Raw genomic sequence first — 23,246 nt, 5'->3', positions numbered from 1 at the left:
CGATGGTGGCCCGATGTTGACCCGCCGTTGGCCGACGGTTTGGCCTATATCGGCCGCTGACCCTGTGCGGGCCGATGCCCCGCCCGGCTGCCAATTTTTTTGGCACAACGGGCTTGTATCGTCGCTTGCATCGCTATAATCCGCGTCTTGATTCGGCTACGACCGCAGGCCAGTGCTCCTCCCAGGGCACCCGATCCGCCACCCACGCGGCCCCGACCGATGAATTGGACTGCGGACGCGCGCACCTTGCCGCCGTCCGCCATTCGGTTTCTTGGCCCCTGGGCTCTTTGGGATAGGGCAGCAGCATGCTGATCTGGTTTGTCATCATCTACTGGGTAATCTCGGTCGGCATCGGCCTGTGGGCCGCGCTGCGCGTGCGCAACACGACCGATTTCGCCGTGGCCGGCCGCAGCCTGCCGTTCTACGTGGTCACCGCGACCGTGTTCGCGACCTGGTTCGGCTCCGAGACGGTGCTCGGCATTCCGGCGGTATTCCTGAAGGAAGGGCTGTCCGGCGTCGTCTCCGACCCGTTCGGCTCGTCGCTGTGCCTGATCCTGGTCGGCCTGTTCTTCGCCCGTCCGCTGTACCGGATGAACCTGCTGACGATCGGCGACTACTATCACAACCGCTATGGGCGCCTGGCCGAGATCCTGACCACGCTGTGCATCGTGGTGTCCTACCTGGGCTGGGTCGCGGCGCAGATCAAGGCGCTGGGGCTGGTGTTCTATACGGTGTCGGACGGCGCCCTGTCGCAGGACGCCGGCATGATGATCGGCGCCGCCAGCGTGCTGATCTACACGCTGTTCGGCGGCATGTGGTCGGTGGCGGTCACCGACTTCATCCAGATGATCATCATCGTGATCGGCATGCTGTATATCGGCTACGAGGTCAGCGGCCAGGCCGGCGGCGTGTCGGCGGTGGTGTCGCACGCGGCCGCGGCGGGCAAGTTCGAGTTCCTGCCGGAGCTCGACCTGATCCAGATCATCGGCTTTGCCGCCGCGCTGTCGACGATGATGCTCGGCTCGATCCCGCAGCAGGACGTGTTCCAGCGCGTCACGTCGTCGCGCACCGAGCAGATCGCCGGCCGCGCCTCGGTGCTGGGCGGCGTGCTGTACTTCTGCTTCGCCTTCATCCCGATGTTCCTGGCGTACTCGGCCACGCTGATCGATCCGGCGATGGTGCAGCGCTATATCAATACCGATTCGCAGCTGATCCTGCCGACGCTGATCCTGGACCACGCGCCGCTGTTCGCCCAGGTGATGTTCTTCGGCGCGCTGCTGTCGGCGATCAAGAGCTGCGCGTCGGCCACGCTGCTGGCGCCGTCGGTGACGTTCGCCGAGAACATCCTGCGGCCGTATTTCCGCCATCTCGACGACAGGCGCTTCCTGCGGGTGATGCAGGCGGTCGTGCTGGTGTTTACCGTCCTGGTCACGCTGTTCGCGCTGAACTCGCACCTGTCGATCTTCCACATGGTCGAGAATGCCTACAAGGTCACGCTGGTGTCGTCGTTCGTGCCGCTGGCCTTCGGCCTGTTCTGGAAGCGCGCCACGCGCCAGGGCGGCCTGGCGGCGATCCTGCTGGGCCTGAGCTCGTGGCTGGTCTGCGAGATCCTGTTCTCGGAGGCCGCGGTGCCGCCGCAGATGGTCGGCCTGCTGTTCTCGCTGGGCGGCATGCTGGTCGGCTCGCTGCTGCCGCAATGGATCGGCGACCGCCCGCCGGTCAAGGAAGTGCATATCGCGTGATTGCGGCGCGAAAGGGCTGGCGCACGCCAATCCGGGCTGAACAATCCGGGCTGAATCGAGGCGCTGAACTCGGGCGATTTCGGAGCGGATTCGCGGCAAATCCGGGGCCGATCCGAGTCGAATCCGGGCCCCATCTGCCGCCAATCCGGCGTCGATCCGGCCGAATCCCCTCAATCGGCCGGTCTGCGCCCCAGGCAGGCCGCTTTTCCGGCGGCAACGGCGCCCAAACGGTTTATAATTCAAGGCTTTGCATGGCCGGACGGTGGCGGGCGACAGCCCGGAACGCCGCGCCGGCCGCGCGCGTTGATTTCCTTTGATTTTTTGTTGACCCCTTTGTTGACCCCCGTTGTTGACCCAATGGGGATCTCCCGGAGAGCCACGATGCCGATCTATGCCTACCGTTGCGACGCCTGCGGCCATGGGCGCGATGTGCTGCAGAAAATGAGCGATGCCCCGCTCACCGACTGCCCATCCTGCAATACGGCGGGGGCCTTCAAGAAACAGCTGACCGCGGCCGGTTTCCAGCTCAAGGGTTCGGGCTGGTATGTGACCGACTTCCGCGGCGGCAACACCAACAACGGCGCCAGCACCGGCGCCAGCTCGGGCGCGGGCAGCACCGGCGACGCCGGCGCCGCCAAGCCGGCCGAGACGTCGGCGTCCGCCAGCGCGGCGCCCGCAGCCGGCGGCTGCGGCAGCGCCTGCGCCTGCCACTGAACCAGGAAGGAACGTGGCAACCAACAAGAAAACTTCCGCACTGAAGACCTGGTTCCTGACCGGCCTGCTGGTGCTGGTCCCGCTGGGCATCACGCTGTGGGTGCTCAGCCTGATCATCGGCACGATGGACCAGAGCCTCGCGCTGCTGCCCGAGGCCTGGCAGTTCGACCGCCAGCTGTTCGGCATGCGCGTGCCCGGCCTGGGCGCGATCCTGACGCTGCTGTTCATCCTGCTGGTCGGCGTGCTGACGCACAACTTCATCGGCCAGCGCCTGGTGCGCTGGTGGGAAGCGCTGCTGCACCATATCCCGGTGGTGGGACCGATCTATTCCAGCGTCAAGCAGGTCTCGGACACGCTGCTGTCCTCGTCCGGCAACGCCTTCCGCAAGGCGCTGCTGGTGCAGTACCCGCGCGAGGGCTCGTGGACCATCGCCTTCCTGACCGGCCGGCCCGGCGGCGACGTGCAGAACCACCTGCAGGGCGAATACGTCAGCGTCTACGTGCCCACCACGCCGAATCCGACCTCGGGCTTCTTCCTGATGATGCCCAAGGCCGACACCATCGAGCTCGACATGACCGTCGATGCCGCCCTGAAGTACATCGTGTCGATGGGCGTGGTCGCGCCGGCCGAGCTGCCGCGCAAGGCCGCGCCGAGCCGAGCCCCCGCCGCCGCTGCCGCCGGCGCCTCCGCGGCCGACCCATCGCACTCCAATTGACCGCGGGCCGCCCGAGCGCGGCTGCGCCTTACCGGGAATTTCTCCTATGTCCTCCATGCGAACTCACTACTGCGGTCTCGTGACCGAACAACTGACCGGCCAGGAAGTGGCCCTGACCGGCTGGGTGCAACGGCGCCGCGACCACGGCGGCGTGATCTTCATCGACCTGCGCGATCGCGAGGGCCTGGTGCAGGTCGTCTGCGATCCGGACCGCCCCGAAATGTTCAAGGTCGCCGAGGACATCCGCAACGAGTTCTGCATCCGCGTGACCGGCAAGGTGCGCGCGCGTCCGGCCGGCACCGAGAACGCCAACCTGACCTCGGGCAAGATCGAGGTGCTGTGCCATGAGCTGACCGTGCTGAACCCGTCGGTCACGCCCCCGTTCCAGCTCGACGACGACAACCTGTCGGAGACCACCCGCCTGACGCACCGCGTGCTGGACCTGCGCCGCCCGCAGATGCAGTACAACCTGCGGCTGCGCTACAAGGTCGCGATGGAAGTGCGCAAGTACCTGGACGAGCAGGGCTTCATCGACATCGAGACGCCGATGCTGGGCAAGAGCACGCCCGAGGGCGCGCGCGACTACCTGGTGCCGTCGCGGGTCAACCCGGGCCACTTCTTCGCGCTGCCGCAGTCGCCGCAGCTGTTCAAGCAGATGCTGATGGTGTCGGGCTTCGATCGCTACTACCAGATCACCAAGTGCTTCCGCGACGAGGACCTGCGCGCCGACCGCCAGCCCGAATTCACGCAGATCGACTGCGAGACCTCGTTCCTGACCGAGCAGGACATCCGCGACCTGTTCGAGAACATGATCCGCACGGTGTTCAAGAACACCATCGGCGTGGCGCTGGACGACCGCTTCCCGGTGATGGAATTCCGCGAGGCGATGGCCCGCTTCGGCTCGGACAAGCCGGACCTGCGCGTCAAGCTCGAGTTCACCGAGCTGACCGAGGTCATGAAGGACGTCGACTTCAAGGTGTTCTCGGGCCCGGCCAACAGCGACAACGGCCGCGTGGTCGCGCTGCGCGTGCCCGGCGGCGGCCAGATCTCGCGCGGCGAGATCGATGCCTATACGCAGTTCGTCGCCATCTACGGCGCCAAGGGCCTGGCCTGGATCAAGGTCAACGAAGTGGCCAAGGGCCGCGACGGCCTGCAATCGCCGATCGTCAAGAACCTGCATGACGCCGCCATCGCCGAGATCCTGAAGCGCTCGGGCGCGCAGGATGGCGACATCCTGTTCTTCGGCGCCGACAAGGCCAAGGTCGTCAACGACGCGATGGGCGCGCTGCGCCTGAAGATCGGCCACTCGGAATTCGGCAAGGCCAACGGCCTGTTCGAGGACGCGTGGAAGCCGCTGTGGGTGGTGGACTTCCCGATGTTCGAGTACGACGAGGAAGACGCCCGCTGGGTCGCGATGCACCACCCGTTCACCAGCCCCAAGGACGAGCACCTGGAGTACCTGGCCACCGATCCGGGCAAGTGCATCGCCAAGGCCTACGACATGGTGCTGAACGGCTGGGAAATCGGCGGCGGCTCGGTGCGTATCTATCGCGAGGACGTGCAGAGCAAGGTGTTCCGCGCGCTGAAGATCAACGAGGAAGAGGCGCGCGTCAAGTTCGGCTACCTGCTGGATGCGCTGCAGTACGGCGCGCCCCCGCATGGCGGCATCGCCTTCGGCCTGGACCGCATCGTCACGATGATGGCCGGCGCCGATTCGATCCGCGACGTGATCGCCTTCCCGAAGACGCAGCGCGCGCAGGACCTGCTGACGCAGGCGCCGAGCTCGGTCGACGAGAAGCAGCTGCGCGAGCTGCATATCCGCCTGCGCACGCCCGAGCCGAAGGCTTCGGCGTGATGCCGCTGGCGAGGTAGCGAGAGACGACGGCCGTGCGCGAGCGCGGCCGTTTTTTGTTTGTGTAGGCTGCGGAGGGCGATCGAGGTTTCCAATTGTTTCCCATGGGAACGATCGGCCACCCCGCGAGGTCATCCATCGGGCTGCCGCGGGCAGCCGCACCTGACAAGGGGAGAACAAAGGTGACACTGGATATCGAACTGATCCGCCAATTCCTGCTGCAGCACGCGGAGACGATCCTGACCTGGCTGGTCGCCGGGCTGGTGATGATGCTGCTGGCGCGCTTCGAGCTGCGCCGGGCGGTGCGCAAGTCCGCGCAGGCGATGTCGGAATCGGTGGCGACCACGGTGGCCGCCTGCGTCCCCGATATCGCGCACGCCGCGCAGGTGGGCAGCGCGGCGGCCGAAGGCGGCGCCGTGCAGATGCAGCGCGCCGAGGCGCTGCGGCGCGTGGCGCTCGATACGGTGGCTGCGGTGATGGCGCGCGGGCGCTGGCTGGAGGAAGTCGGCAACCTGCGGCTGCCGGAGGATGCCCTGCTGACGGGCCGCCGCGGCAGCGGCGCCGATCCGCTGCTGGTGGTCGCGCCGCAGCCGGTGGTGCAGGCCTATCTGGCCGCGCAGCGGACCTTCGAGACGATGGCCGCGCAACTGCAGGCGCGTCGCCGCGACGCGCTGGCGCTGCAGGATGCGGCACAGGCGCTGGTCGCCGAGGCCGCGCAGATCGAGCAGGAGACCGCCAGCATCGTGCTGCGCTTCGAGCAGGTGAACGCGCAGGCCGCGCAGGCCCCGCATGGCGAGGGCGGCGACTACCAGCGCTTCCTGATCCAGAAGTACCACGCGCTGGGCCAGCGCGAGAAGGAGGTCGCGCAGGCGCGCACCGAGATGCAGGCGCGCGCCAACCAGGCCGCCGAAGCGCTGGCGACCGAGGCGCACGCCGCCGCCGCGCGCTACACCGAATCGCTGGCGCCGCTGATGCAGCAACTGCGCGCCGCCTGGGGCCACGGCGACTCGCCGGAAGTGTTCGACAGCTGGGTGCGCGAAGCGGGCGTCCGGGAAGAGCGCGCCTGACCGCGGATTTTCTCCCCTCTCCCGCAAGCGGCAGAGGGGCGGGGGAGAGGGTAGCGGCACGGCGCATTGGAACCATCCCCCCTCCGCAATCCTCGTCCCCGAGGACGAGCGGGAGAACATCCCGGGTCGAGGGCGCCGCGGCCGCAGCGCGTCCTCAGTGCCCATGCCGTCACATCATCCCCACGGCTTCGGGGCTTGTCGGACTAACGCCGGTGGCGCCGGCGGGCAACTGCGTTAAGCTTGTCAGCCTGTTCCCGTCCGATCCCATGCCCTACAAGATTCCCGAATCCGTGCTGGTCGTGATCCATACGACCGATCTGCAGGTCCTGCTGCTGGAGCGCGCCGACCGTCCCGGCTTCTGGCAATCCGTCACCGGCAGCCTCGATACCCCCGACGAACCCCTGGCATTGACCGCCGCCCGCGAGGTGGCCGAGGAAACCGGCATCGTCGCGAGCGAGCACCGCCTGCAGGACTGGGGCCACCACATCGAATACGAGATCTATCCCGAATGGCGCCATCGCTATGCGCCCGGGGTCACGCGCAATGTCGAGCACTGGTTCGGCCTGTGCGTCGAGCGGCCGCTGCCGGTCACGCTGTCGCCGCGCGAGCATCTGCAATCGGTCTGGCTGCCGTGGGAGCAGGCGGCCGCGCGCTGCTTCTCGTCGAGCAACGCCGAAGCGGTGCGCCAGCTGGCGTGGCGAGCGGCGGCCGGGGCGACGGCTTGCGGCGCGGGCGCCATGAACGCTGGGGGCGCCGCCGTGGACGCAGCAGGCGCCGGCCAGGCCGGAGGGCCGCGATGAAGCTGCGCGTGGTCACCTACAACATCCACAAGGGGCTGACCGGCTTCGCGCGCCGTCCGCGCATCCAGCATGTCCGTGACGGGCTGCAGACGGTCGACGCCGACATCGTCTTCCTGCAGGAAGTGCAGGACCGCAACGATCGCCTGGTGGCCGCCTCCCTGTTCGATTCCGACTACACGCAGCTGAACTACCTGGCGACCGACGCCTATCCGCATTCGGTCTACGGCCGCAACGCGGTCTACGACCACGGCCACCATGGCAACGCGATCCTGTCGCGCCATCCGATCCTGATGTCGGAGAACCTCGATATCTCGGACCACCGCTTCGAGCAGCGTGGCCTGTTGCATGCGGTCGCCGACGTCCACGGCATCGAGGCGCATCTGATCTGCGTGCATTTCGGCCTGTTCGCCCGCAGCCGCGCGCGCCAGGCCGAGGCGCTGGTCGAACGCGTGCGCAATGTGGTGCCGGCGGACGCGCCGCTGGTGATCGCCGGCGACTTCAACGACTGGAACCACCGGCTCGATGCGCTGATCTGCAACACGCTGGGCGCGCTGGAGGCCTCGCAGGCGCGCGGCTCGCGGCTGCACACCTTTCCGAGCCATATGCCGTGGTGGCAGCTCGACCGGATCTACGTGCGCGGTTTCGAGATCGAGCGCGCCCGCGTGCTGACCGGGCGCGACTGGGCGCAGCGCTCGGACCATGTGCCGCTGGTCGCCGAACTGGCGCGGCCGCAGGTGCCCGAGGCCAATCCGCGGCACAGCGACGAGACGGCGGGCGCGGCCGGCTAGTTGCCCGGGCGGCCGGCCCGGCGGCGAGACCGCGCCAAAGCGTCCGCTTCGGCTACAGCCCGGCCCGTTCCCGCACGAAGGCCTCGATGTCGTCGATCCGGTTCAGGTCGAGCACCGGCAGCCGGGTCAGCGCGGCCACATCGCCCGGCGCGTCGGTGGCGACGCCGACGATGCCGGGCACATCCGGCCACAGCGGCGCGCGACCGTGGCCGGGGCGATAGACCTCGAGCTTTGGCACGTCGCTGTGCTTGTATCCCTCGACCAGCACCAGGTCGGTATCGGCGGGCAGCACCGCCAGCGCGTCGGCCAGTTCGGGCGGCGGCGCGCCTTCTTCGTATCGGCGCATCAGCGTCAGATGGCGCGCACCGACCAGCACCACATTGGCGCAGCCCGCCTCGCGCATCCGCCACGAATCCTTGCCCTGCGTGTCCGGGTCGAACCCGTGATGGGTATGTTTGACGCCGGCCACGCGCAGCCCGGACGCGACGAAGCGGGGAATCAACTGGTCCAGCAAGGTGGTCTTGCCGCTGCCGGAAGTGCCGGCGATACCGAATACCTTCACGATCGAATCAGTTCCATGCGCAACGCGGTGCACACCTGAGTGCGCGGGGCGACGGTGGGGACGATGTCAGCAACAACGTCGGGAAGAAAGCGCGACGATAGCAGAGTCGGCGCGGGCCCGTCCCTCCGGCCACGAAGTCCTGCCCGAGGTCCGGCCCGAGGTCTGGCCCGAAGTCTGGCCCGAAGTCTGGCCCGAAGTCTGGCCCGAAGTCCGGCCCGAGGTCTGGCCCGAAGTCTGGTCCGAAGTCTGGTCCGAAGTCCGGCCCAAGGTCTGGCCCGACTTCGGGCGCCAATGCCCGCCGGGTGGCGTTCCCGCCGCGAGGTGACCGATAATGCCGCCATGCCCTTGTCCGAGAGCCCACCCGAACCCACCCGGTCCTCCAGGATCGCCGCCCATGCGGTGGAAGGCGAGACGGCTGCCACGGCGGCCACGGCCGCCGAAGGGCGGCACGGCCCCCGCCTGCTGCACACCGGGCCCGGCCGGCCGGTGGGCGGCAACCGCGTCGAGCTGCTGCGCGGCGGCGGCGAATATTTCCCGGCGCTGATCGCGGCGATCGACCAGGCTGTGCTGTCGGTCTCGCTGGAGACCTATATCTATGCCGACGACCAGGTCGGCCAGGCGGTCGCCGACGCGCTGCTGCGCGCGGTCGAGCGCGGCGTGCGCGTCCATCTGCTGGTCGATGGCTTCGGCGCCGGCGACATGCCCGCGCCGCTGGTCGAGCGGCTGCAGCAGGGCGGCGTCAGGCTCGGCGTGTACCGGCCGCTGCGGGGCTTTCGCCTGGCGCGCCGGCATCTGCGCCGGCTGCACCGCAAGCTCGCGGTGATCGACCGGCGCATCGCCTTCGTCGGCGGCATCAACATCATCGACGACCACAATCACGGCCCCTTCGACGAGGCCCAGCTCGGTCCCCGCTACGACTTCGCGGTGCGCGTCACCGGCCCGCTGGCCGGCCAGGTCGCACTGACCGCCGAGCGGCTGTGGTGGCGGCTCGCGCTGCGCGGCGAGATGCAGGGTGGTGTGCGGGCGGGCGGCCTGTCGAGCCTGGCCGGCGAGTTTCCGCTTGCGCAGGCCCCGGTGCCCGCGCCGGCCGAGGGGGGCGGCGTGCGGGCGGCGCTGCTGCTGCGCGACAACCTGCGCAATCGCCGCACCATCGAGCGAGCCTATCTGCAGGCGCTGGGCGCGGCGCGGCACGACGTGATCATCGCCAACGCCTATTTCCTGCCGGGCGCGAAGATGCGGCGCGCGCTGCTGGCCTGCCGCCGCCGCGGCGTGCGCGTCCGGCTGCTGCTGCAGGGGATGGTCGAGTACAGGCTGCAGCATTACGCGACCCACGCGCTGTACGCCACGCTGCTCGAGGCCGGCGTCGAGATCCACGAGTACGCCGAGAGCTTCCTGCACGCCAAGGTTGCGGTGGTCGACGACAGCTGGGCGACGGTCGGCTCCAGCAACATGGATCCGTTCAGCCTGCTGCTGGCGCGCGAGGCCAATGTGGCGGTCTACGACGAGGCCTTCGCCGCCGAGCTGCGCCGCGAACTGGAGCGTGCGATCGCGCTGCGCAGCGCGCCGGTCGTGCCGGAGGATCATGCCCGCCGCGGTCGCCTGCGCCGCTGCCTGGACTGGACCGCCTACATGCTGTTGCGCTTCGGCGTCATGGTGGCCGGCGCGGCCGGCCGCTATTGAACGTGGCATGCCGGTGCTGCCTTGCGGCAAAATGCGGCGCGCATCCGCACATCGGCCTCGCCGCTGACGCCGGCCGGCGGATGTTGCACCGCAGTTCGGTGCAAGTTCGGTTTAGAAACGAAGGTCTAATTAAAAACTTGATAGCGGCAGGCGCGGCCAGAATAATCTGAACGACCGTTCTTTTTTGGCTTAGACTGCGTGCATTCGCCACCCGGCGCCGCCTTGTCCGGCGGGGCCGCGGCGATCGACATCACAGGCCAGGGCCAAGCGCGGCATCGCGAACCGATGCCGCAAAAAGTACGGAGAAAAATCATGCGACACCAGTCAGCCCGTCTCGAATCCGCCGCCAACGCTTCTCCCACCCCGATGCGCAAGGGGGAGATGACGCGGGTGGCGATTCTCGACGCCGCACTGGAATTGTCGTCCCGCGACGGACTCGAAGGTTTGACCATCGGTCTGCTCGCGGAACGCATGCAAATGAGCAAGAGCGGCGTGTTCGCGCATTTCGGTTCGCGCGAAGACCTGCAGGTGGAGGTGGTGCGCGAGTATCACCGCCGGTTCGAGCAGGAGGTCTTCTATCCCTCGCTGAACGAGCCGCGCGGTCTGCCGCGCCTGTGGTCGATGGTGCGGCGCTGGATGGAAAAACGGATCCAGGAAGTCACCACCGGTTGCATCTACATCAGCGGGGCGGTCGAATACGATGACCGCGCGGAAAGCCCGGTGCGCGACGAGCTGATCAAGAGCGTCACGATCTGGCGGGCCGCGCTGACACGCGCGATCGAACAGGCCAAGGAAGAAGGCCATCTGCGCGCGGATTGCGATCCGCGGCTGATGCTGTTCGAGATGTACAGCCTCGAGCTGGGGCTGCATCACGATGCCCGCTTCCTGCGCCTGCCCGACAGCGCCGAGCTTGCCATGGTCGCGCTCAACAAGCTGATTCAGTCCTACCGTACCTGATGCCGTCGCGGGCATGGCGTGCTTGACAGCACCAGCGGCGCGGCGGCTTCGCCAACTCCAAGGAGATCTTGATGGGCCAGTACACCGCTCCGCTGCGCGACATGCAATTCGTGCTGCACGAACTGCTCGGCGTCGAGGCCGAGCTCAAGGCGATGCCGCCGCATGCCGACGTCGATGCGGACACCATCAACCAGGTCATCGAGGAAGCCGGCAAGTTTTGCTCGGAAGTCATTTTCCCGCTGAACCAGAGCGGCGACCGCGAGGGCTGCACCCACCACGGCAACGGCGTCGTGACCGCGCCGGCGGGCTTCAAGGAGGCCTACCGGCAGTACGTCGAGGCCGGCTGGCCGGCGCTGGCGTGCGATCCCGAATTCGGCGGCCAGGGCCTGCCGATCCTGGTCAACAACGCGCTGTTCGAGATGCTGAACTCGGCGAACCAGGCCTGGACGATGTACCCGGGCCTGTCGCACGGCGCCTACGAGGCGCTGCACGCGCACGGCACGCCCGAGCTGCAGCAGCGCTACCTGCCCAAGCTGGTGTCGGGCGAGTGGACCGGCACCATGTGCCTGACCGAGCCGCACTGCGGCACCGACCTGGGCATCCTGCGCACCAGGGCCGAACCGCTGGACGACGGCTCGTACAGCCTGACCGGCACCAAGATCTTCATCTCGGCAGGCGAGCACGACCTGTCGGCCAACATCATCCATCTGGTGCTGGCGCGCCTGCCTGACGCGCCGCAGGGCACCAAGGGCATCTCGCTGTTCGTGGTGCCGAAGTTCATTCCCGACGCCGACGGCAATCCGGGCGAGCGCAACGGCATCGTCTGCGGCTCGATCGAGCACAAGATGGGCATCCACGGCAACGCCACCTGCGTGATGAACCTGGACGGCGCGCGCGGCTGGCTGGTCGGCGAGCCCAACAAGGGCCTGAACGCGATGTTCGTGATGATGAATGCCGCGCGGCTGGGCGTCGGCATGCAGGGCCTGGGCCTGACCGAGGTCGCCTACCAGAACTCGGCGGCCTACGCGAAGGAGCGGCTGCAGATGCGTTCGCTGACCGGGCCCAAGGCGCCGGACAAGCCGGCCGATCCGATCATCGTGCATCCCGACGTGCGCCGCATGCTGCTGACGCAGAGGGCCTTCGCAGAAGGCGGCCGCGCCTTCAGCTACTGGACCGCGCTGCAGATCGACCGCGAGCTGTCGCACCCGGACGAGGCCGTGCGCAAGCAGGCCGGCGACCTGGTCGCGCTGCTGACGCCGGTGATCAAGGCCTTTCTGACCGACAACGCCTTCATCGCCACCAACGAGGGCATGCAGGTGTTCGGCGGCCACGGCTATATCTCCGAATGGGGCATGGAGCAGTACGTGCGCGATGCCCGCATCAACATGATCTACGAGGGCACCAACACGATCCAGGCGCTGGACCTGCTGGGCCGCAAGATCCTCGGCGACATGGGCGCGAAGATGAAGGCGTTCGGCAAGATCGTGCAGGAGTTCGTCGAGGCCGAGGGCACCAACGAGGCGATGCAGGAGTTCATCAATCCGCTGGCGGACCTCGGCGACAAGGTGCAGAAGCTGACGATGGAGATCGGCATGAAGGCGATGGCCAATCCCGACGAGGTCGGCGCCGCCGCGGTGCCCTACCTGCGCGTGGTCGGCCACCTGGTGTTCGCCTACTTCTGGGCCCGCATGGCCAAGATCGCACTGGAGAAGCAGGACAGTGGCGACAAGTTCTACACCGCCAAGCTGGCCACCGCGCGCTTCTATTTCGCCAAGCTGCTGCCGGAGACCGCCGCGCAGATCCGCATGGCGCGCGCCGGCGCCAGCACGCTGATGGCGCTGGACGCCGAGCTGTTCTGAGGCACCGCCGAGACACCGAGACCATCCTCCCGGTTTCCCCTCTCCCGCAGGCGGGGGAGGGAAGGCAACCGAGGACATCCATCATTTCAACGCTCACCTCCGAGGAGCGCGCATGTCCAATTTCATCGTCAAGAAAGTCGCCGTGCTGGGTGCCGGCGTCATGGGCGCGCAGATCGCGGCCCACCTCGTCAATGCCCGCGTGCCGGTGGTGCTGTTCGATCTGCCGGCCAGGGAAGGCCCGAAGAACGGCATCGTGCTGCGGGCCATCGAGAACCTGAAGAAGCTGTCGCCCGCGCCGCTCGGTCTCAAGGACGACGCCGGCCTGATCCGCGCCGCCAACTACGAGGACGACCTCGCGCTGCTGAAGGAATGCGACCTGGTGATCGAGGCGATCGCCGAGCGCATGGACTGGAAGCACGACCTGTACCGGAAGGTCGCCCCGCATCTGGGCACCGATGCGATCTTCGCCACCAACACCTCCGGCCTGTCGATCACCGCGCTGTCCGAGGGCTTCGACGCCGAGCTGAAGGCGCGCTTCTGCGGCGTGCACTTCTTCAATCCGCCGCGCTACATGCATCTGGTCGAGCTGATCCCGACCGAGGCCACGCAGCCGGCCATCCTCGACCGCCTGGAAGCGTTCCTGACCACGACCCTGGGCAAGGGCGTGGTGCGCGCCAAGGACACGCCGAACTTCATCGCCAACCGGGTCGGCATCTTCTCGATCCTGGCGGTGTTCGCCGAGGCCGAGAAGTACGGCATTCCGTTCGACGTGGTCGACGACCTGACCGGCAGCAAGCTGGGCCGCGCCAAGTCGGCGACCTTCCGTACCGCCGACGTGGTGGGCCTGGACACCATGGCCCACGTGATCAAGACCATGCAGGACAACCTGCAGGACGATCCGTTCGCGCCGGTGTACCGGACGCCCGCGGTGCTCAAGTCGCTGGTCGACGCCGGCGCGCTGGGCCAGAAGACCGGCGCCGGCTTCTACAGGAAGGAAGGCAAGCAGATCAAGGTGCTGGACGCCAGGACCGGCCAGTATGTCGACGCCGGCGGCAAGGCCGACGAGATCGTCGCGCGCATGCTGAAGAAGGAGCCGGCCGAGCGCATCAAGCTGCTGCGCGAATCGGGCAACCCGCAGGCGCAGTTCCTGTGGGCGATCTTCCGCGACGTGTTCCACTACATCGCCGTCTATCTCGACCAGATCGCAGGTTCGGCGGCCGACGTCGACCTGGCGATCCGCTGGGGCTTCGGCTGGAACTCCGGTCCGTTCGAGGACTGGCAGGCCGCGGGCTGGCAGCAGGTCGCGCAATGGGTCAAGGAAGACATCGAGGCCGGCAAGGCGCTGTCGAAGGCGCCGCTGCCCGAGTGGGTCTTCGCCGGCCCGGTGGCGGACAACCAGGGCGTGCATTCGGCGCAGGGCTCGTGGTCCCCGGCCACGCAGTCGTTCATCGGCCGCAGCGCGCTGCCGGTCTATCGCCGCCAGGCCTTCCGCGCCGCGTTGAAGGGCAGCGACGCGGTCGATCCGCGCAAGGCCGGCCGCACCGTCGAGCAGAACGACGCGGTGCGGATCTGGGTCTGCGAGGGCCAGGACGACGTGCTGGTGATCTCGTTCAACAGCAAGATGAACACGATCGGGCCGGACACCATCGACGGGCTGATCCGCGCGATCGATCTGGCCGAGAGCGCCTACAAGGGCCTGGTGGTGTGGCAGCCGACCTCGCTGCAGCTGGGCGCGCCGGGCGGTCCGTTCTCGGCCGGCGCGAACCTCGAGGCGGCGATGCCGGCCTTCATGATGGGCGGCGCCAAGGGCGTCGAGCCCTTCGTCAAGAAGTTCCAGGACGGCATGATGCGCGTCAAGTACGCCGCGGTGCCGGTGGTGTCGGCGGCGTCCGGCATCGCGCTGGGCGGCGGTTGCGAGCTGATGCTGCATTCGGCGCGGCGCGTGGCCGCGCTGGAGACCTATGTCGGCCTGGTCGAGGTCGGGGTGGGCCTGGTGCCGGCCGGCGGCGGACTGAAGGAGGCCGCGCTGGCGGCCGCGCGCGCCGCGCAGGCGGCGGGCAGCACCAACTATCTGCAGTTCCTGACGCAGCGCTTCCAGAACGCGGCGATGGCCAAGGTCTCGGCCTCGGCGCTCGAGGCGCGGCAGATGGGCTATCTGCAGGCGGGCGATCCGATCGTCTTCAACGTGCACGAGTTGCTGCATGTCGCCTGCAGCGAAGTGCGCGCGCTGCACGAGGCCGGCTACCGTCCGCCCGCGCAGGGCGAGCTGGTGCCGGTGGCGGGCCGCTCGGGCATCGCCACCATCAAGGCGTCGCTGGTCAACATGCGCGACGGCGGCTTCATCTCCGCGCACGACTTCCTGATCGCCTCGCGCATCGCCGAGGCGGTCTGCGGCGGCGACGTCGAAGCGGGCGCGCTGGTCAGCGAGGAATGGCTGCTGGCGCTGGAGCGCCGCGCCTTTATCGAACTGCTGGGCAACCCCAAGACGCAGGAACGCATCATGGGCATGCTGCAGACCGGCAAGCCGGTGCGCAACTAATCGGCACGCGAGGAAATCGATCATGAAACAACTGCAAGACGCCTATATCGTTGCCGCGACCCGCACGCCGATCGGCAAGGCGCCCAAGGGCGCGTTCAAGCACTACCGGCCCGACGATCTGCTGGCCACCACGCTGCGCGCCGCGCTGGCGCAGGTGCCGAACCTGGACCCGGCGCTGATCGAGGACGCCATCGTCGGCTGCGCGATTCCCGAAGCGCAGCAGGGCCTGAACGTCGCGCGCATCGGCGCGCTGCTGTCGGGCCTGCCGACCTCGGTCGGCGGCATCACGGTGAACCGCTTCTGCGCCTCGGGACTGAGCGCCGTCGCGATGGCGGCCGACCGCATCCGCGTCGGCGAGGCCGACGTGATGATCGCCGCCGGCGTCGAATCGATGAGCATGGTGCCGATGATGGGCAATACGCCGTCGATGTCGCCGTCGATCTTCGCGCGCGACGAGAACGTCGGCATCGCCTACGGCATGGGCCTGACGGCCGAGCAGGTCGCGCGCAAGTGGCAGGTCAGCCGCGAGGACCAGGACGCCTTCGCGCTGGCCTCGCACCAGAAGGCGCTGGCCGCGCAGCAGGCCGGCGAGTTCGCCGACGAGATCACGCCGGTCGAGATCGTCGAGAAGCTGCCGAACCTGGCCAGCGGCGAGGTCGAACTGAAGACCCGCACGCTGTCGCTGGACGAGGGCCCGCGTCCCGATACCTCGCTGGAGGGGCTGGCGAAGCTGCGCCCGGTGTTCGCCAACAAGGGCAGCGTGACCGCCGGCAACAGCTCGCAGACCTCGGACGGCGCCGGCGCGCTGATCCTGGTCTCCGAGAAGATCCTGAAGGCCTGCAACCTGGTGCCGCTGGCCCGCTTCGTGTCGTTCGCGGTGCGCGGCGTGCCGCCGGAGATCATGGGCATCGGTCCGAAGGAAGCCATTCCGGCCGCGCTGAAGGCCGCCGGCATGACGCAGGACCAGCTCGACTGGATCGAACTGAACGAGGCCTTCGCCGCGCAGGCGCTCGCGGTGATCCGCGATCTGGGCCTCGATCCGGCAAAGCTGAACCGGATGGGCGGCGCGATCGCGCTGGGCCACCCGCTCGGCGCGACCGGCGCGATCCGCTCGGCCACCGTGGTGCATGCGCTGCGCCGGCACAACCTGAAGTACGGCATGGTGACCATGTGCGTCGGCACGGGCATGGGCGCCGCCGGCATCTTCGAACGGGTTTGACGAGAGGGCGAGCCCAGGGATTGCCCCGGGAAGCCGCTCCGGGGAACCGCGTTTCCCCCGGGGCGGTTCCCGTCGCGGCGGCACAGAGGGGAACATCGCCGGGAACACGGCCAAGAACATCGACGAGAACACCGACCACCAAGGAGACACCATGAGCATCCTGACCCGCATCGAGCAAGGCGTGCTGACCATCGAGTTCGACCGCCTGGACAAGAAGAACGCGATCACCGCGGCGATGTACCAGCAGATGGCCGACGCGCTGCGCGCGGCGGCCACCGACGACGCCGTGCGGGCGATCGTGATCCGCGGCAAGGACGAGATCTTTACCGCGGGCAACGATCTGGAAGACTTCCTGAAGCGGCCGCCGAGCAGCGAGGAGGATGCCGCCAAGGCGCCGGTGTTCCAGTTCCTGCACGAGATCAGCCATGCCGCCAAGCCGCTGGTGGCGGCGGTCAGCGGGCCGGCGGTGGGCATCGGCACCACGCTGCTGCTGCATTGCGACCTGGTCTATGCGGCCGAGGGCGCGCGCTTCTCGCTGCCGTTCGTGCAGCTGGGGCTGTGCCCGGAAGCCGCGTCGAGCCTGCTGCTGCCGCGCCTGGCCGGCTACCAGCGCGCGGCCGAGAAGCTGCTGCTGGGCGAGCCGTTCAGTGCGCAGGAGGCGCAGCAGATCGGGCTGGTGACCCGCGTGGTGGCCGGTGCCGAGCTGCACGACTTCGCGCTGGCGCAGGCGCGCAAGCTGGCGGCGCTGCCGGCGTCGTCGCTGCGGGAAACCAAGCGGCTGATGAAGGGCGCGGATACCGCGCAGATGGAGACGCAGATGGCGCAGGAGGGCGCGGTGTTCCGCCGGCTGCTGCAGTCGCCCGAAGCGAAGGAGGCCTTCACGGCCTTCTTCGAGAAGCGCAAGCCGGACTTCTCGCGGTTCAATTGATCGGGGAGGGGGGCAGGCCACCCCTTTTCCCGGCCCTTCTCCCAGAGGAGCTGGAGGAGAGGGCGGGGCGCACGCGATGCCGCGGCGCCCGTCCTAGACCTTCGGCAGCACCCGCGGCTGCCGTTCCTCGTCGGTCGCCACATAGGTCAGCGTGGCCTCGGTGACCTTGACGATCTCGTTGCTATGGCGCATCCGCTGCGCATAGACCTCGACCTCGACGGTGATCGAGGTCCGCCCCGTCCTGACGATGTCGGCATAGAAGCTGACCAGGTCGCCGACGAACACCGGATGCTTGAACAGGAAGGAATTGACCGCCACCGTGGCGACGCGGCCCTGCGCGCGCTCGACCGCGGGAATCGAGCCGGCGATGTCGACCTGCGCCATGATCCAGCCGCCGAACACGTCGCCGTGCACGTTGGCATCGGCGGGCATCGGCACCACGCGCAGCGCGGGGTTCTTGCCGGGAGGCAGGGACGACAGGGTCTGGGGTTCGCTCATGGTCAATCCGGAAGGCAGCAGGGGCAGCAAGGGCAGTAGGGGCCGATTCACAGGCCGAGTTCATGGGCCAGATCCATAGGCCCCTTCAACAAGCCCGGTTCATGGGCCCGAATCAGGGCCGGTCCAAGACGGGCGGGGCAGAAGGAAAAGCCGGGCGCGTGCAGGGGCAATACTGGGGCAATACTGGGGCAATACTGGGGCAATACAGCGGAAACACAGGCGGAAAACCCCTCGCCCCGAACTCTGCGACAATCGCATATTCGCCCGAATTCTAACGTATGCGACGCTACTCCACGACGGACGAGCCTGCCCCCACGGCCCCGTCCTCGCCGCTGTTCTCCGGCGCGCGCGGCCAGCGCAGCGACTGGCAGACCGTGCGCAACCTGCTTCCCTATCTGTGGCATTACAAGTGGCGCGTGATGCTGGCGCTCACCTGCCTGGTGGCCGCCAAGGCCGCCAACCTGGGCGTGCCCGTGCTGATGAAGCGCCTGATCGACGCGATGAACATCGCGCCCGGCGATCCGCGCGCGCTGCTGGCGGTGCCGGCCGGGCTGATCGTCGCCTACGGCCTGCTGCGGCTGTCGACCACGCTGTTTACCGAACTGCGCGAGATCCTGTTCTCCAAGGTCACGCAGAGCGCGGTGCGTGAGATCGCGCTGCAGGTGTTCCGCCATCTGCACAGCCTGTCGCTGCGCTTCCATCTGGACCGGCAGACCGGCGGCATGAGTCGCGACATCGAGCGCGGCACGCGCGGCATCCAGTCGCTGATCTCGTATTCGCTGTACAGCATCCTGCCCACGCTGGTCGAGATGGCCCTGGTGATGGGCTTCTTTCTGCTGCACTACGACATCTGGTTCGCCGCGATCACCGGCGGCGCGCTGCTCGCCTATATCGTCTTCACGGTGGTGGTGACCGAATGGCGCACGCACTTCCGCCGCAAGATGAACGAGCTCGATTCGCGCGCCAACCAGAAGGCGATCGACTCGCTGCTGAACTTCGAGACCGTCAAGTACTTCGGCAACGAGGCGTACGAGGCCGCGCGCTACGACGAGAACCTGCGCACGTACAGGACCGCCGCGATCCGCTCGCAGAACTCGCTGTCGCTGCTGAACTTCGGCCAGCAGGCCATCATCGCGATCGGCCTGATCCTGATCCTGTGGCGCGCCACCGTCGGCGTGGCCGAGGGCGTGCTGACGCTGGGCGACCTGGTGCTGGTCAATACGCTGATGATCCAGCTGTACATCCCGCTCAATTTCCTCGGCGTGATCTACCGCGAGATCAAGCAGGCCACCACGGACATGGATCGGATGTTCGTGCTGCTCGGCACCAACCGCGAGGTCGCGGATTCGCCCGATGCCCGCCCGCTGGCCGTGCAGGGCGCCGAGGTGCGCTTCAGCCATGTCGGCTTCGGCTACGACAGCAACCGCCGCATCCTCGACGATGTCGATTTCACGATCGCGGCCGGTACCACCACCGCGGTGGTGGGCCATAGCGGCTCGGGCAAATCGACGCTGGCGCGGCTGCTGTTCCGCTTCTACGACGTCGGCAGCGGCGCGGTGCTGGTCGATGGCCAGGACATCCGCACCGTGACGCAGGACAGCCTGCGCCGCGCGATCGGCATCGTGCCGCAGGACACGGTGCTGTTCAACGACAGCATCTACTACAACATCGCCTACGGCCGCCCGGGCGCGAGCCGCGAGGAGGTCATCGAGGCCGCGCGCGCCGCGCAGATCGACGCCTTCATCCGCGAGCTGCCGCAGGGCTACGACACGCCGGTCGGCGAGCGCGGGCTGAAGCTGTCGGGCGGCGAGAAGCAGCGCGTGGCGATCGCCCGCACGCTGCTGAAGAACCCGCCGATCCTGATCTTCGACGAAGCCACCTCGGCGCTGGACTCGCGCACCGAGCAGGCGATCCAGGCCGAACTGATGCGGCTCGCGCAGAACCGCACCACGCTGCTGATCGCGCACCGCCTGTCCACCGTGGTGCATGCCGACCAGATCCTGGTGATGGACCGCGGCCGCATCGTCGAGCGCGGCACGCATGCCGAGCTGATGCGCGCCGACGGACGCTATGCCGAGATGTGGCGCATCCAGGCGCGCAGCGCGGCGCAGGGCGCGACGTCGGCGGACGGGACGGCCGATGGGGCGGCTGATGCCAATGGCGGCGAACTGGCCCGCATCGAAGGCGCCGCCGCGGTCGCGGCGGACCTCGGCGACGCGACGCAGGACGCCTGAGGTCGAGCCTCAGGCCACTTGAGATCGGCCGAGATCGCCTGACATCGCCCATGGCCGCCTGAGACCGCGCCAGGCCGCCGCCCTCGCATTGTCGACAATGGCCGCGTGCAATCACGCGTGGCCAGGCGCGGTGCACAAGTTTGGTTGGACAAACCGCCGCGGCCATGCCCCGCTTTGGGGCCGCCTTGATGCAGTTTTGGCTGGCATATCGCTTGCAGACACTGTTCGCGCAAAACAGGCACGAACAGGAGAGCAAACATGCCGCACCACAGGTCGCAACACCAGGATCCGCAGCAGCAAACGCAGCCGCAGGCGCCGCAGGACATGCATCGGGGCGAGGGCGCGCGCGGGGCGCAAGCCGGCACGGCGCCATCGCCGCTGCGGCGCCGGATGCTGCGGCTGGGCACGGTGCTCGGCACCGCGATGGTGCTGTCGACACAATGGGCCGCGCCGGCCCATGCACAGGCGGCGACCAAGGTCCGCTTCCAGCTCGACTGGCGCTTCGAGGGGCCGTCCGCGCTGTTCCTGCTCGGCGAGCAGAAGGGCTACTACAAGGCCGAGAAACTCGACGTGTCGATCGACGCCGGCAACGGTTCGGGCAATGTGGTCAACCGCGTGGCCTCCGGCACCTATGACATGGGCTTCGCCGACCTTGCCTCGGTGATGGAGTTCTACGGCAACAACCCGGACGCGAAGAACAAGCCGGTCGCCGTGATGATGGTCTACAACAACACGCCGGCCGCGGTGCTGGCGCTGAAGAAGTCCGGCATCAAGGCGCCGAAGGACCTCGCCGGCAAGAAGCTCGGCGCGCCGGTGTTCGACGCCGGCCGCCGCGCCTTCCCGATCTTCGCCAAGGCCAACGGCCTGCAGGCATCGAGCTTCAACTGGCAGGCGATGGACCCGACGCTGCGCGAAACGATGCTGACGCGCGGCGATCTCGATGCGATCACCGGCTTCTCGTTCACCTCGATCCTGAACCTCAATGCGCGCGGCGTGAAGGACGAGGACATCGTGGTGCTGCCGTACCCGCAATACGGCGTCAAGCTGTACGGCAACGCGGTGATCGCGTCGGAGGACTTCCTGAAGAAGAACCCCGAGGCGGTCAAGGCCTTCCTGCGGGCCTTCGCCAAGTCGGCGCGCGACGTGATCGCCAGGCCGGAGGAGGGCATCAAGGCGGTCAAGGCGCGCGACGGCATCATCGACGAAAAGCTCGAGGTCCGGCGCCTGAAGCTCGCGCTCGACAGCGTGGTCAAGTCGCCCGATGCCCGCGCCGACGGCTTCGGCCGCGTCAACAAGCCGCGCCTGTCGCTGATGGCGTCGCAGGTGGCCGATGCGTTCGGCACCAAGGGCCGGATCAATCCGGATGCGCTGTGGACCGACGCCTATCTGCCGTCGGCGGCGGAACTGGACGTGCTGCGATGACGGCGGACGTTGCTGCATCGGCTGTTGCATCGACCACAGTCTGCGGCGGCGTGCCGGGGGCGCCGGCCGCACCGCCCGCCGCCGACGCCGAAGCTCCCTTCGTCGACTTCAATCGCGTCTGGCTCGCCTACAACGACGAGCTGGCCCGCCAGGGCGAGTTCGCGGTCGAGGACATCTCGCTGCAGGTGCGGCCGGGCGAGTTCATCGCGATCGTCGGCCCGTCGGGCTGCGGCAAGTCGACCTTCATGAAGCTGGCGACGGGGCTGAAGCCGGCCACGCGCGGCGTCGTGAAGATCGCCGGCGAGAAGGTGACCGGCCCGCTGAAGATGGTCGGCATGGCCTTCCAGGCGCCGACGCTGCTGCCGTGGCGCACCACGCTGCAGAACGTGATGCTGCCGCTGGAGATCGTCGAGCCCTACCGCTCCACGCTGCGGGCCCGCCGCGACGAATACGTCGAGCGCGCCCGCACGCTGCTGCGCACCGTGGGGCTGGCGGGCTACGAGGACAAGTACCCGTGGCAGCTGTCGGGCGGCATGCAGCAGCGCGCGTCGATCTGCCGCGCGCTGATCCACGAGCCGCGCATGCTGCTGCTGGACGAACCGTTCGGCGCCCTCGACGCCTTCACCCGCGAAGAACTGTGGTGCGTGCTGCGCGACCTGTGGCAGGCGCAACGCTTCAACGTGATCCTGGTCACCCACGACCTGCGCGAGGCGGTGTTCCTCGCCGACACGGTCTACGTGATGAGCCAGCGGCCGGGCCGCATCCTGATGCGCAAGCCGATCGAGCTGCCGCGTCCGCGCGATCTCGAACTGACCTATACCGAACCCTTCGCCGATCTGGTGCACATGCTGCGCGAGAAGATCGGCCATGTCCGCCAGCACTGAGATGACCACGCTGACCGATTCGACCCAGCGGCGCGTGGAGCGCGTCGCCCCCTGGCTGCTGCTGGCCGCCTGCCTGCTGCTGTGGCAGGGCGCCTGCATGATCTTCGACGTGTCCGACTTCATCCTGCCCAGCCCGGCAGCCATCGTGGTGTCGCTGGTCGACTACTGGGACGTGATCGCCGTCCATGCGTGGCGCACCTTCTGGACGACGATGGTGGGCTTCGGCATCGCCATCGCGGTCGGCGTGGTGCTGGGCCTGCTGATGGGCTCGTCGCGGCTCGCGTATGCGGCCGGCTATCCGTTGATGACCGCGTTCAACGCGCTGCCCAAGGCGGCCTTCGTGCCGATCCTGGTGGTGTGGTTCGGCCTCGGCGCCGGGCCCGCGATTCTGACGGCGTTCCTGATCTCGTTCTTTCCGGTGATGGTCAATATCGCCACCGGGCTGGCGACGCTGGAGCCCGAGCTGGAGGACGTGCTGCGCGTGCTGGGCGCCCGGCGCACCGACGTGCTGTTCAAGGTCGGCCTGCCGCGCGCGCTGCCGTATTTCTTCGCCTCGCTGAAGGTGGCCATCACGCTCGCCTTCGTCGGCACCACGGTGTCGGAGATGAACGCGGCCAACGAGGGCATCGGCTATCTGCTGGTATCGGCCGGCTCGGCGATGAAGATGCCGCTGGCCTTCGCCGGCCTGGTGGTGATCGCGGTGATGGCGATGGCGATGTACGAGCTGTTTGCCGTGCTGGAGAAGCGGATGACCGGGTGGGCGCATCGGGGCTGAGGCCCCGGGGC

The 23,246-nt window shown here is 68.2% G+C and carries 19 protein-coding genes; 17 read left to right on the top strand and 2 right to left on the bottom strand.

Features of this window, described 5'->3' with window-relative positions; genetic code table 11:
- Positions 1-305: 305 nt before the first annotated feature.
- From F1599_RS21685 to F1599_RS21655, 7 genes are all read left to right on the top strand, one after another.
- Positions 306-1,742, top strand: coding sequence for a sodium:solute symporter family protein (locus F1599_RS21685; protein WP_149317642.1), 1,437 nt, complete (start codon positions 306-308; stop codon positions 1,740-1,742).
- Positions 1,743-2,123: 381 nt separating this feature from the next.
- Entirely contained in the window at positions 2,124-2,456 is a 333-nt protein-coding gene (locus F1599_RS21680; protein WP_149317643.1) for an FmdB family zinc ribbon protein, read from the top strand.
- Between the two features lie 13 nt (positions 2,457-2,469).
- Positions 2,470-3,171 (top strand): DUF502 domain-containing protein, encoded by a 702-nt coding sequence (locus F1599_RS21675; RefSeq protein ID WP_149317644.1) that lies wholly within the window; start codon positions 2,470-2,472, stop codon positions 3,169-3,171.
- A 46-nt stretch (positions 3,172-3,217) separates the two neighbouring features.
- Complete coding sequence (gene aspS, locus F1599_RS21670; protein WP_149317645.1) at positions 3,218-5,026, top strand: aspartate--tRNA ligase; 1,809 nt, start codon at positions 3,218-3,220, stop codon at positions 5,024-5,026.
- A 179-nt stretch (positions 5,027-5,205) separates the two neighbouring features.
- Positions 5,206-6,090: a hypothetical protein gene (locus tag F1599_RS21665; protein ID WP_149317646.1), complete on the top strand. Its 885-nt coding sequence runs from the start codon at positions 5,206-5,208 to the stop codon at positions 6,088-6,090.
- A gap of 266 nt (positions 6,091-6,356) precedes the next feature.
- Complete coding sequence (gene nudB / locus F1599_RS21660; RefSeq protein WP_150084473.1) at positions 6,357-6,890, top strand: dihydroneopterin triphosphate diphosphatase; 534 nt, start codon at positions 6,357-6,359, stop codon at positions 6,888-6,890.
- Complete coding sequence (locus F1599_RS21655; protein WP_150084471.1) at positions 6,887-7,678, top strand: endonuclease/exonuclease/phosphatase family protein; 792 nt, start codon at positions 6,887-6,889, stop codon at positions 7,676-7,678. The genes nudB and F1599_RS21655 overlap by 4 nt, the downstream gene beginning before the upstream one ends.
- 52 nt (positions 7,679-7,730) lie before the next feature.
- Here F1599_RS21655 and mobB read toward each other — a convergent pair whose 3' ends face one another.
- Entirely contained in the window at positions 7,731-8,240 is a 510-nt protein-coding gene (gene mobB / locus F1599_RS21650) for a molybdopterin-guanine dinucleotide biosynthesis protein B (RefSeq protein WP_150084469.1), read from the bottom strand.
- Between the two features lie 339 nt (positions 8,241-8,579).
- On the opposite strand from mobB, the gene clsB reads away from it, so the two are divergent.
- The 6 genes from clsB (at position 8,580) to F1599_RS21615 (ending at position 17,422) form a co-directional block, all read left to right on the top strand.
- Positions 8,580-9,920: a cardiolipin synthase ClsB gene (gene clsB, locus F1599_RS21640; RefSeq protein WP_150084467.1), complete on the top strand. Its 1,341-nt coding sequence runs from the start codon at positions 8,580-8,582 to the stop codon at positions 9,918-9,920.
- Positions 9,921-10,286: 366 nt separating this feature from the next.
- The gene (locus tag F1599_RS21635) at positions 10,287-10,877 is read left to right on the top strand and encodes a TetR/AcrR family transcriptional regulator (protein ID WP_006578334.1); all 591 of its coding nucleotides are present in this window, start codon (positions 10,287-10,289) and stop codon (positions 10,875-10,877) included.
- A 71-nt stretch (positions 10,878-10,948) separates the two neighbouring features.
- Complete coding sequence (locus tag F1599_RS21630; protein ID WP_150084465.1) at positions 10,949-12,736, top strand: acyl-CoA dehydrogenase C-terminal domain-containing protein; 1,788 nt, start codon at positions 10,949-10,951, stop codon at positions 12,734-12,736.
- A 112-nt stretch (positions 12,737-12,848) separates the two neighbouring features.
- Positions 12,849-15,275, top strand: a complete 2,427-nt coding sequence (locus tag F1599_RS21625; RefSeq protein ID WP_150084463.1) for a 3-hydroxyacyl-CoA dehydrogenase/enoyl-CoA hydratase family protein — start codon at positions 12,849-12,851, stop codon at positions 15,273-15,275.
- 19 nt (positions 15,276-15,294) lie between these two features.
- A complete protein-coding gene (locus F1599_RS21620) occupies positions 15,295-16,494 on the top strand; it encodes an acetyl-CoA C-acyltransferase (protein ID WP_149317653.1) in 1,200 nt (399 codons plus the stop codon).
- Between the two features lie 151 nt (positions 16,495-16,645).
- Entirely contained in the window at positions 16,646-17,422 is a 777-nt protein-coding gene (locus F1599_RS21615) for an enoyl-CoA hydratase (protein WP_150084461.1), read from the top strand.
- Positions 17,423-17,515: 93 nt separating this feature from the next.
- Here the strand turns inward: F1599_RS21615 and F1599_RS21610 are convergent, their stop codons facing one another.
- Positions 17,516-17,920: an acyl-CoA thioesterase gene (locus F1599_RS21610; RefSeq protein WP_149317655.1), complete on the bottom strand. Its 405-nt coding sequence runs from the start codon at positions 17,918-17,920 to the stop codon at positions 17,516-17,518.
- Positions 17,921-18,198: 278 nt separating this feature from the next.
- Here F1599_RS21610 and F1599_RS21605 point away from each other — a divergent pair, with 278 nt between their 5' ends.
- The 4 genes from F1599_RS21605 to F1599_RS21590 all read left to right on the top strand — a co-directional run bounded on the left by F1599_RS21605 (position 18,199) and on the right by F1599_RS21590 (position 23,235).
- Complete coding sequence (locus F1599_RS21605; protein WP_149317656.1) at positions 18,199-20,154, top strand: ABCB family ABC transporter ATP-binding protein/permease; 1,956 nt, start codon at positions 18,199-18,201, stop codon at positions 20,152-20,154.
- Between the two features lie 324 nt (positions 20,155-20,478).
- A complete protein-coding gene (locus F1599_RS21600; protein WP_223819811.1) occupies positions 20,479-21,576 on the top strand; it encodes an ABC transporter substrate-binding protein in 1,098 nt (365 codons plus the stop codon).
- On the top strand, positions 21,573-22,460 hold the full coding sequence (locus F1599_RS21595) for an ABC transporter ATP-binding protein (protein ID WP_223819802.1): 888 nt from the start codon (positions 21,573-21,575) through the stop codon (positions 22,458-22,460). The genes F1599_RS21600 and F1599_RS21595 overlap by 4 nt, the downstream gene beginning before the upstream one ends.
- Before the next feature lies 1 nt (position 22,461).
- A complete protein-coding gene (locus tag F1599_RS21590; protein ID WP_149317984.1) occupies positions 22,462-23,235 on the top strand; it encodes an ABC transporter permease in 774 nt (257 codons plus the stop codon).
- Positions 23,236-23,246 lie beyond the last annotated feature (11 nt).

It is taken from the genome of Cupriavidus cauae, assembly GCF_008632125.1.
GTDB lineage: Bacteria > Pseudomonadota > Gammaproteobacteria > Burkholderiales > Burkholderiaceae > Cupriavidus > Cupriavidus cauae.
Note: the sequence above shows the minus strand (reverse complement) of the source record. Positions and strands in the feature narration are given on the sequence as shown.

Excerpts from the sequence above, each read along its gene's own strand:
- F1599_RS21685 (WP_149317642.1), top strand. The coding sequence starts at position 306 with ATGCTGATCTGGTTTGTCATCATCTACTGGGTAATCTCGGTCGGCATC.
- F1599_RS21680 (WP_149317643.1), top strand. The coding sequence starts at position 2,124 with ATGCCGATCTATGCCTACCGTTGCGACGCCTGCGGCCATGGGCGCGAT.
- aspS (WP_149317645.1), top strand. The coding sequence starts at position 3,218 with ATGTCCTCCATGCGAACTCACTACTGCGGTCTCGTGACCGAACAACTG.
- nudB (WP_150084473.1), top strand. The coding sequence starts at position 6,357 with ATGCCCTACAAGATTCCCGAATCCGTGCTGGTCGTGATCCATACGACC.
- F1599_RS21655 (WP_150084471.1), top strand. The coding sequence starts at position 6,887 with ATGAAGCTGCGCGTGGTCACCTACAACATCCACAAGGGGCTGACCGGC.
- clsB (WP_150084467.1), top strand. The coding sequence starts at position 8,580 with ATGCCCTTGTCCGAGAGCCCACCCGAACCCACCCGGTCCTCCAGGATC.
- F1599_RS21635 (WP_006578334.1), top strand. The coding sequence starts at position 10,287 with ATGCGCAAGGGGGAGATGACGCGGGTGGCGATTCTCGACGCCGCACTG.
- F1599_RS21630 (WP_150084465.1), top strand. The coding sequence starts at position 10,949 with ATGGGCCAGTACACCGCTCCGCTGCGCGACATGCAATTCGTGCTGCAC.
- F1599_RS21625 (WP_150084463.1), top strand. The coding sequence starts at position 12,849 with ATGTCCAATTTCATCGTCAAGAAAGTCGCCGTGCTGGGTGCCGGCGTC.
- F1599_RS21615 (WP_150084461.1), top strand. The coding sequence starts at position 16,646 with ATGAGCATCCTGACCCGCATCGAGCAAGGCGTGCTGACCATCGAGTTC.
- F1599_RS21610 (WP_149317655.1), bottom strand. The coding sequence starts at position 17,920 with ATGAGCGAACCCCAGACCCTGTCGTCCCTGCCTCCCGGCAAGAACCCC.
- F1599_RS21605 (WP_149317656.1), top strand. The coding sequence starts at position 18,199 with ATGCGACGCTACTCCACGACGGACGAGCCTGCCCCCACGGCCCCGTCC.
- F1599_RS21600 (WP_223819811.1), top strand. The coding sequence starts at position 20,479 with ATGCATCGGGGCGAGGGCGCGCGCGGGGCGCAAGCCGGCACGGCGCCA.
- F1599_RS21595 (WP_223819802.1), top strand. The coding sequence starts at position 21,573 with ATGACGGCGGACGTTGCTGCATCGGCTGTTGCATCGACCACAGTCTGC.
- F1599_RS21590 (WP_149317984.1), top strand. The coding sequence starts at position 22,462 with ATGACCACGCTGACCGATTCGACCCAGCGGCGCGTGGAGCGCGTCGCC.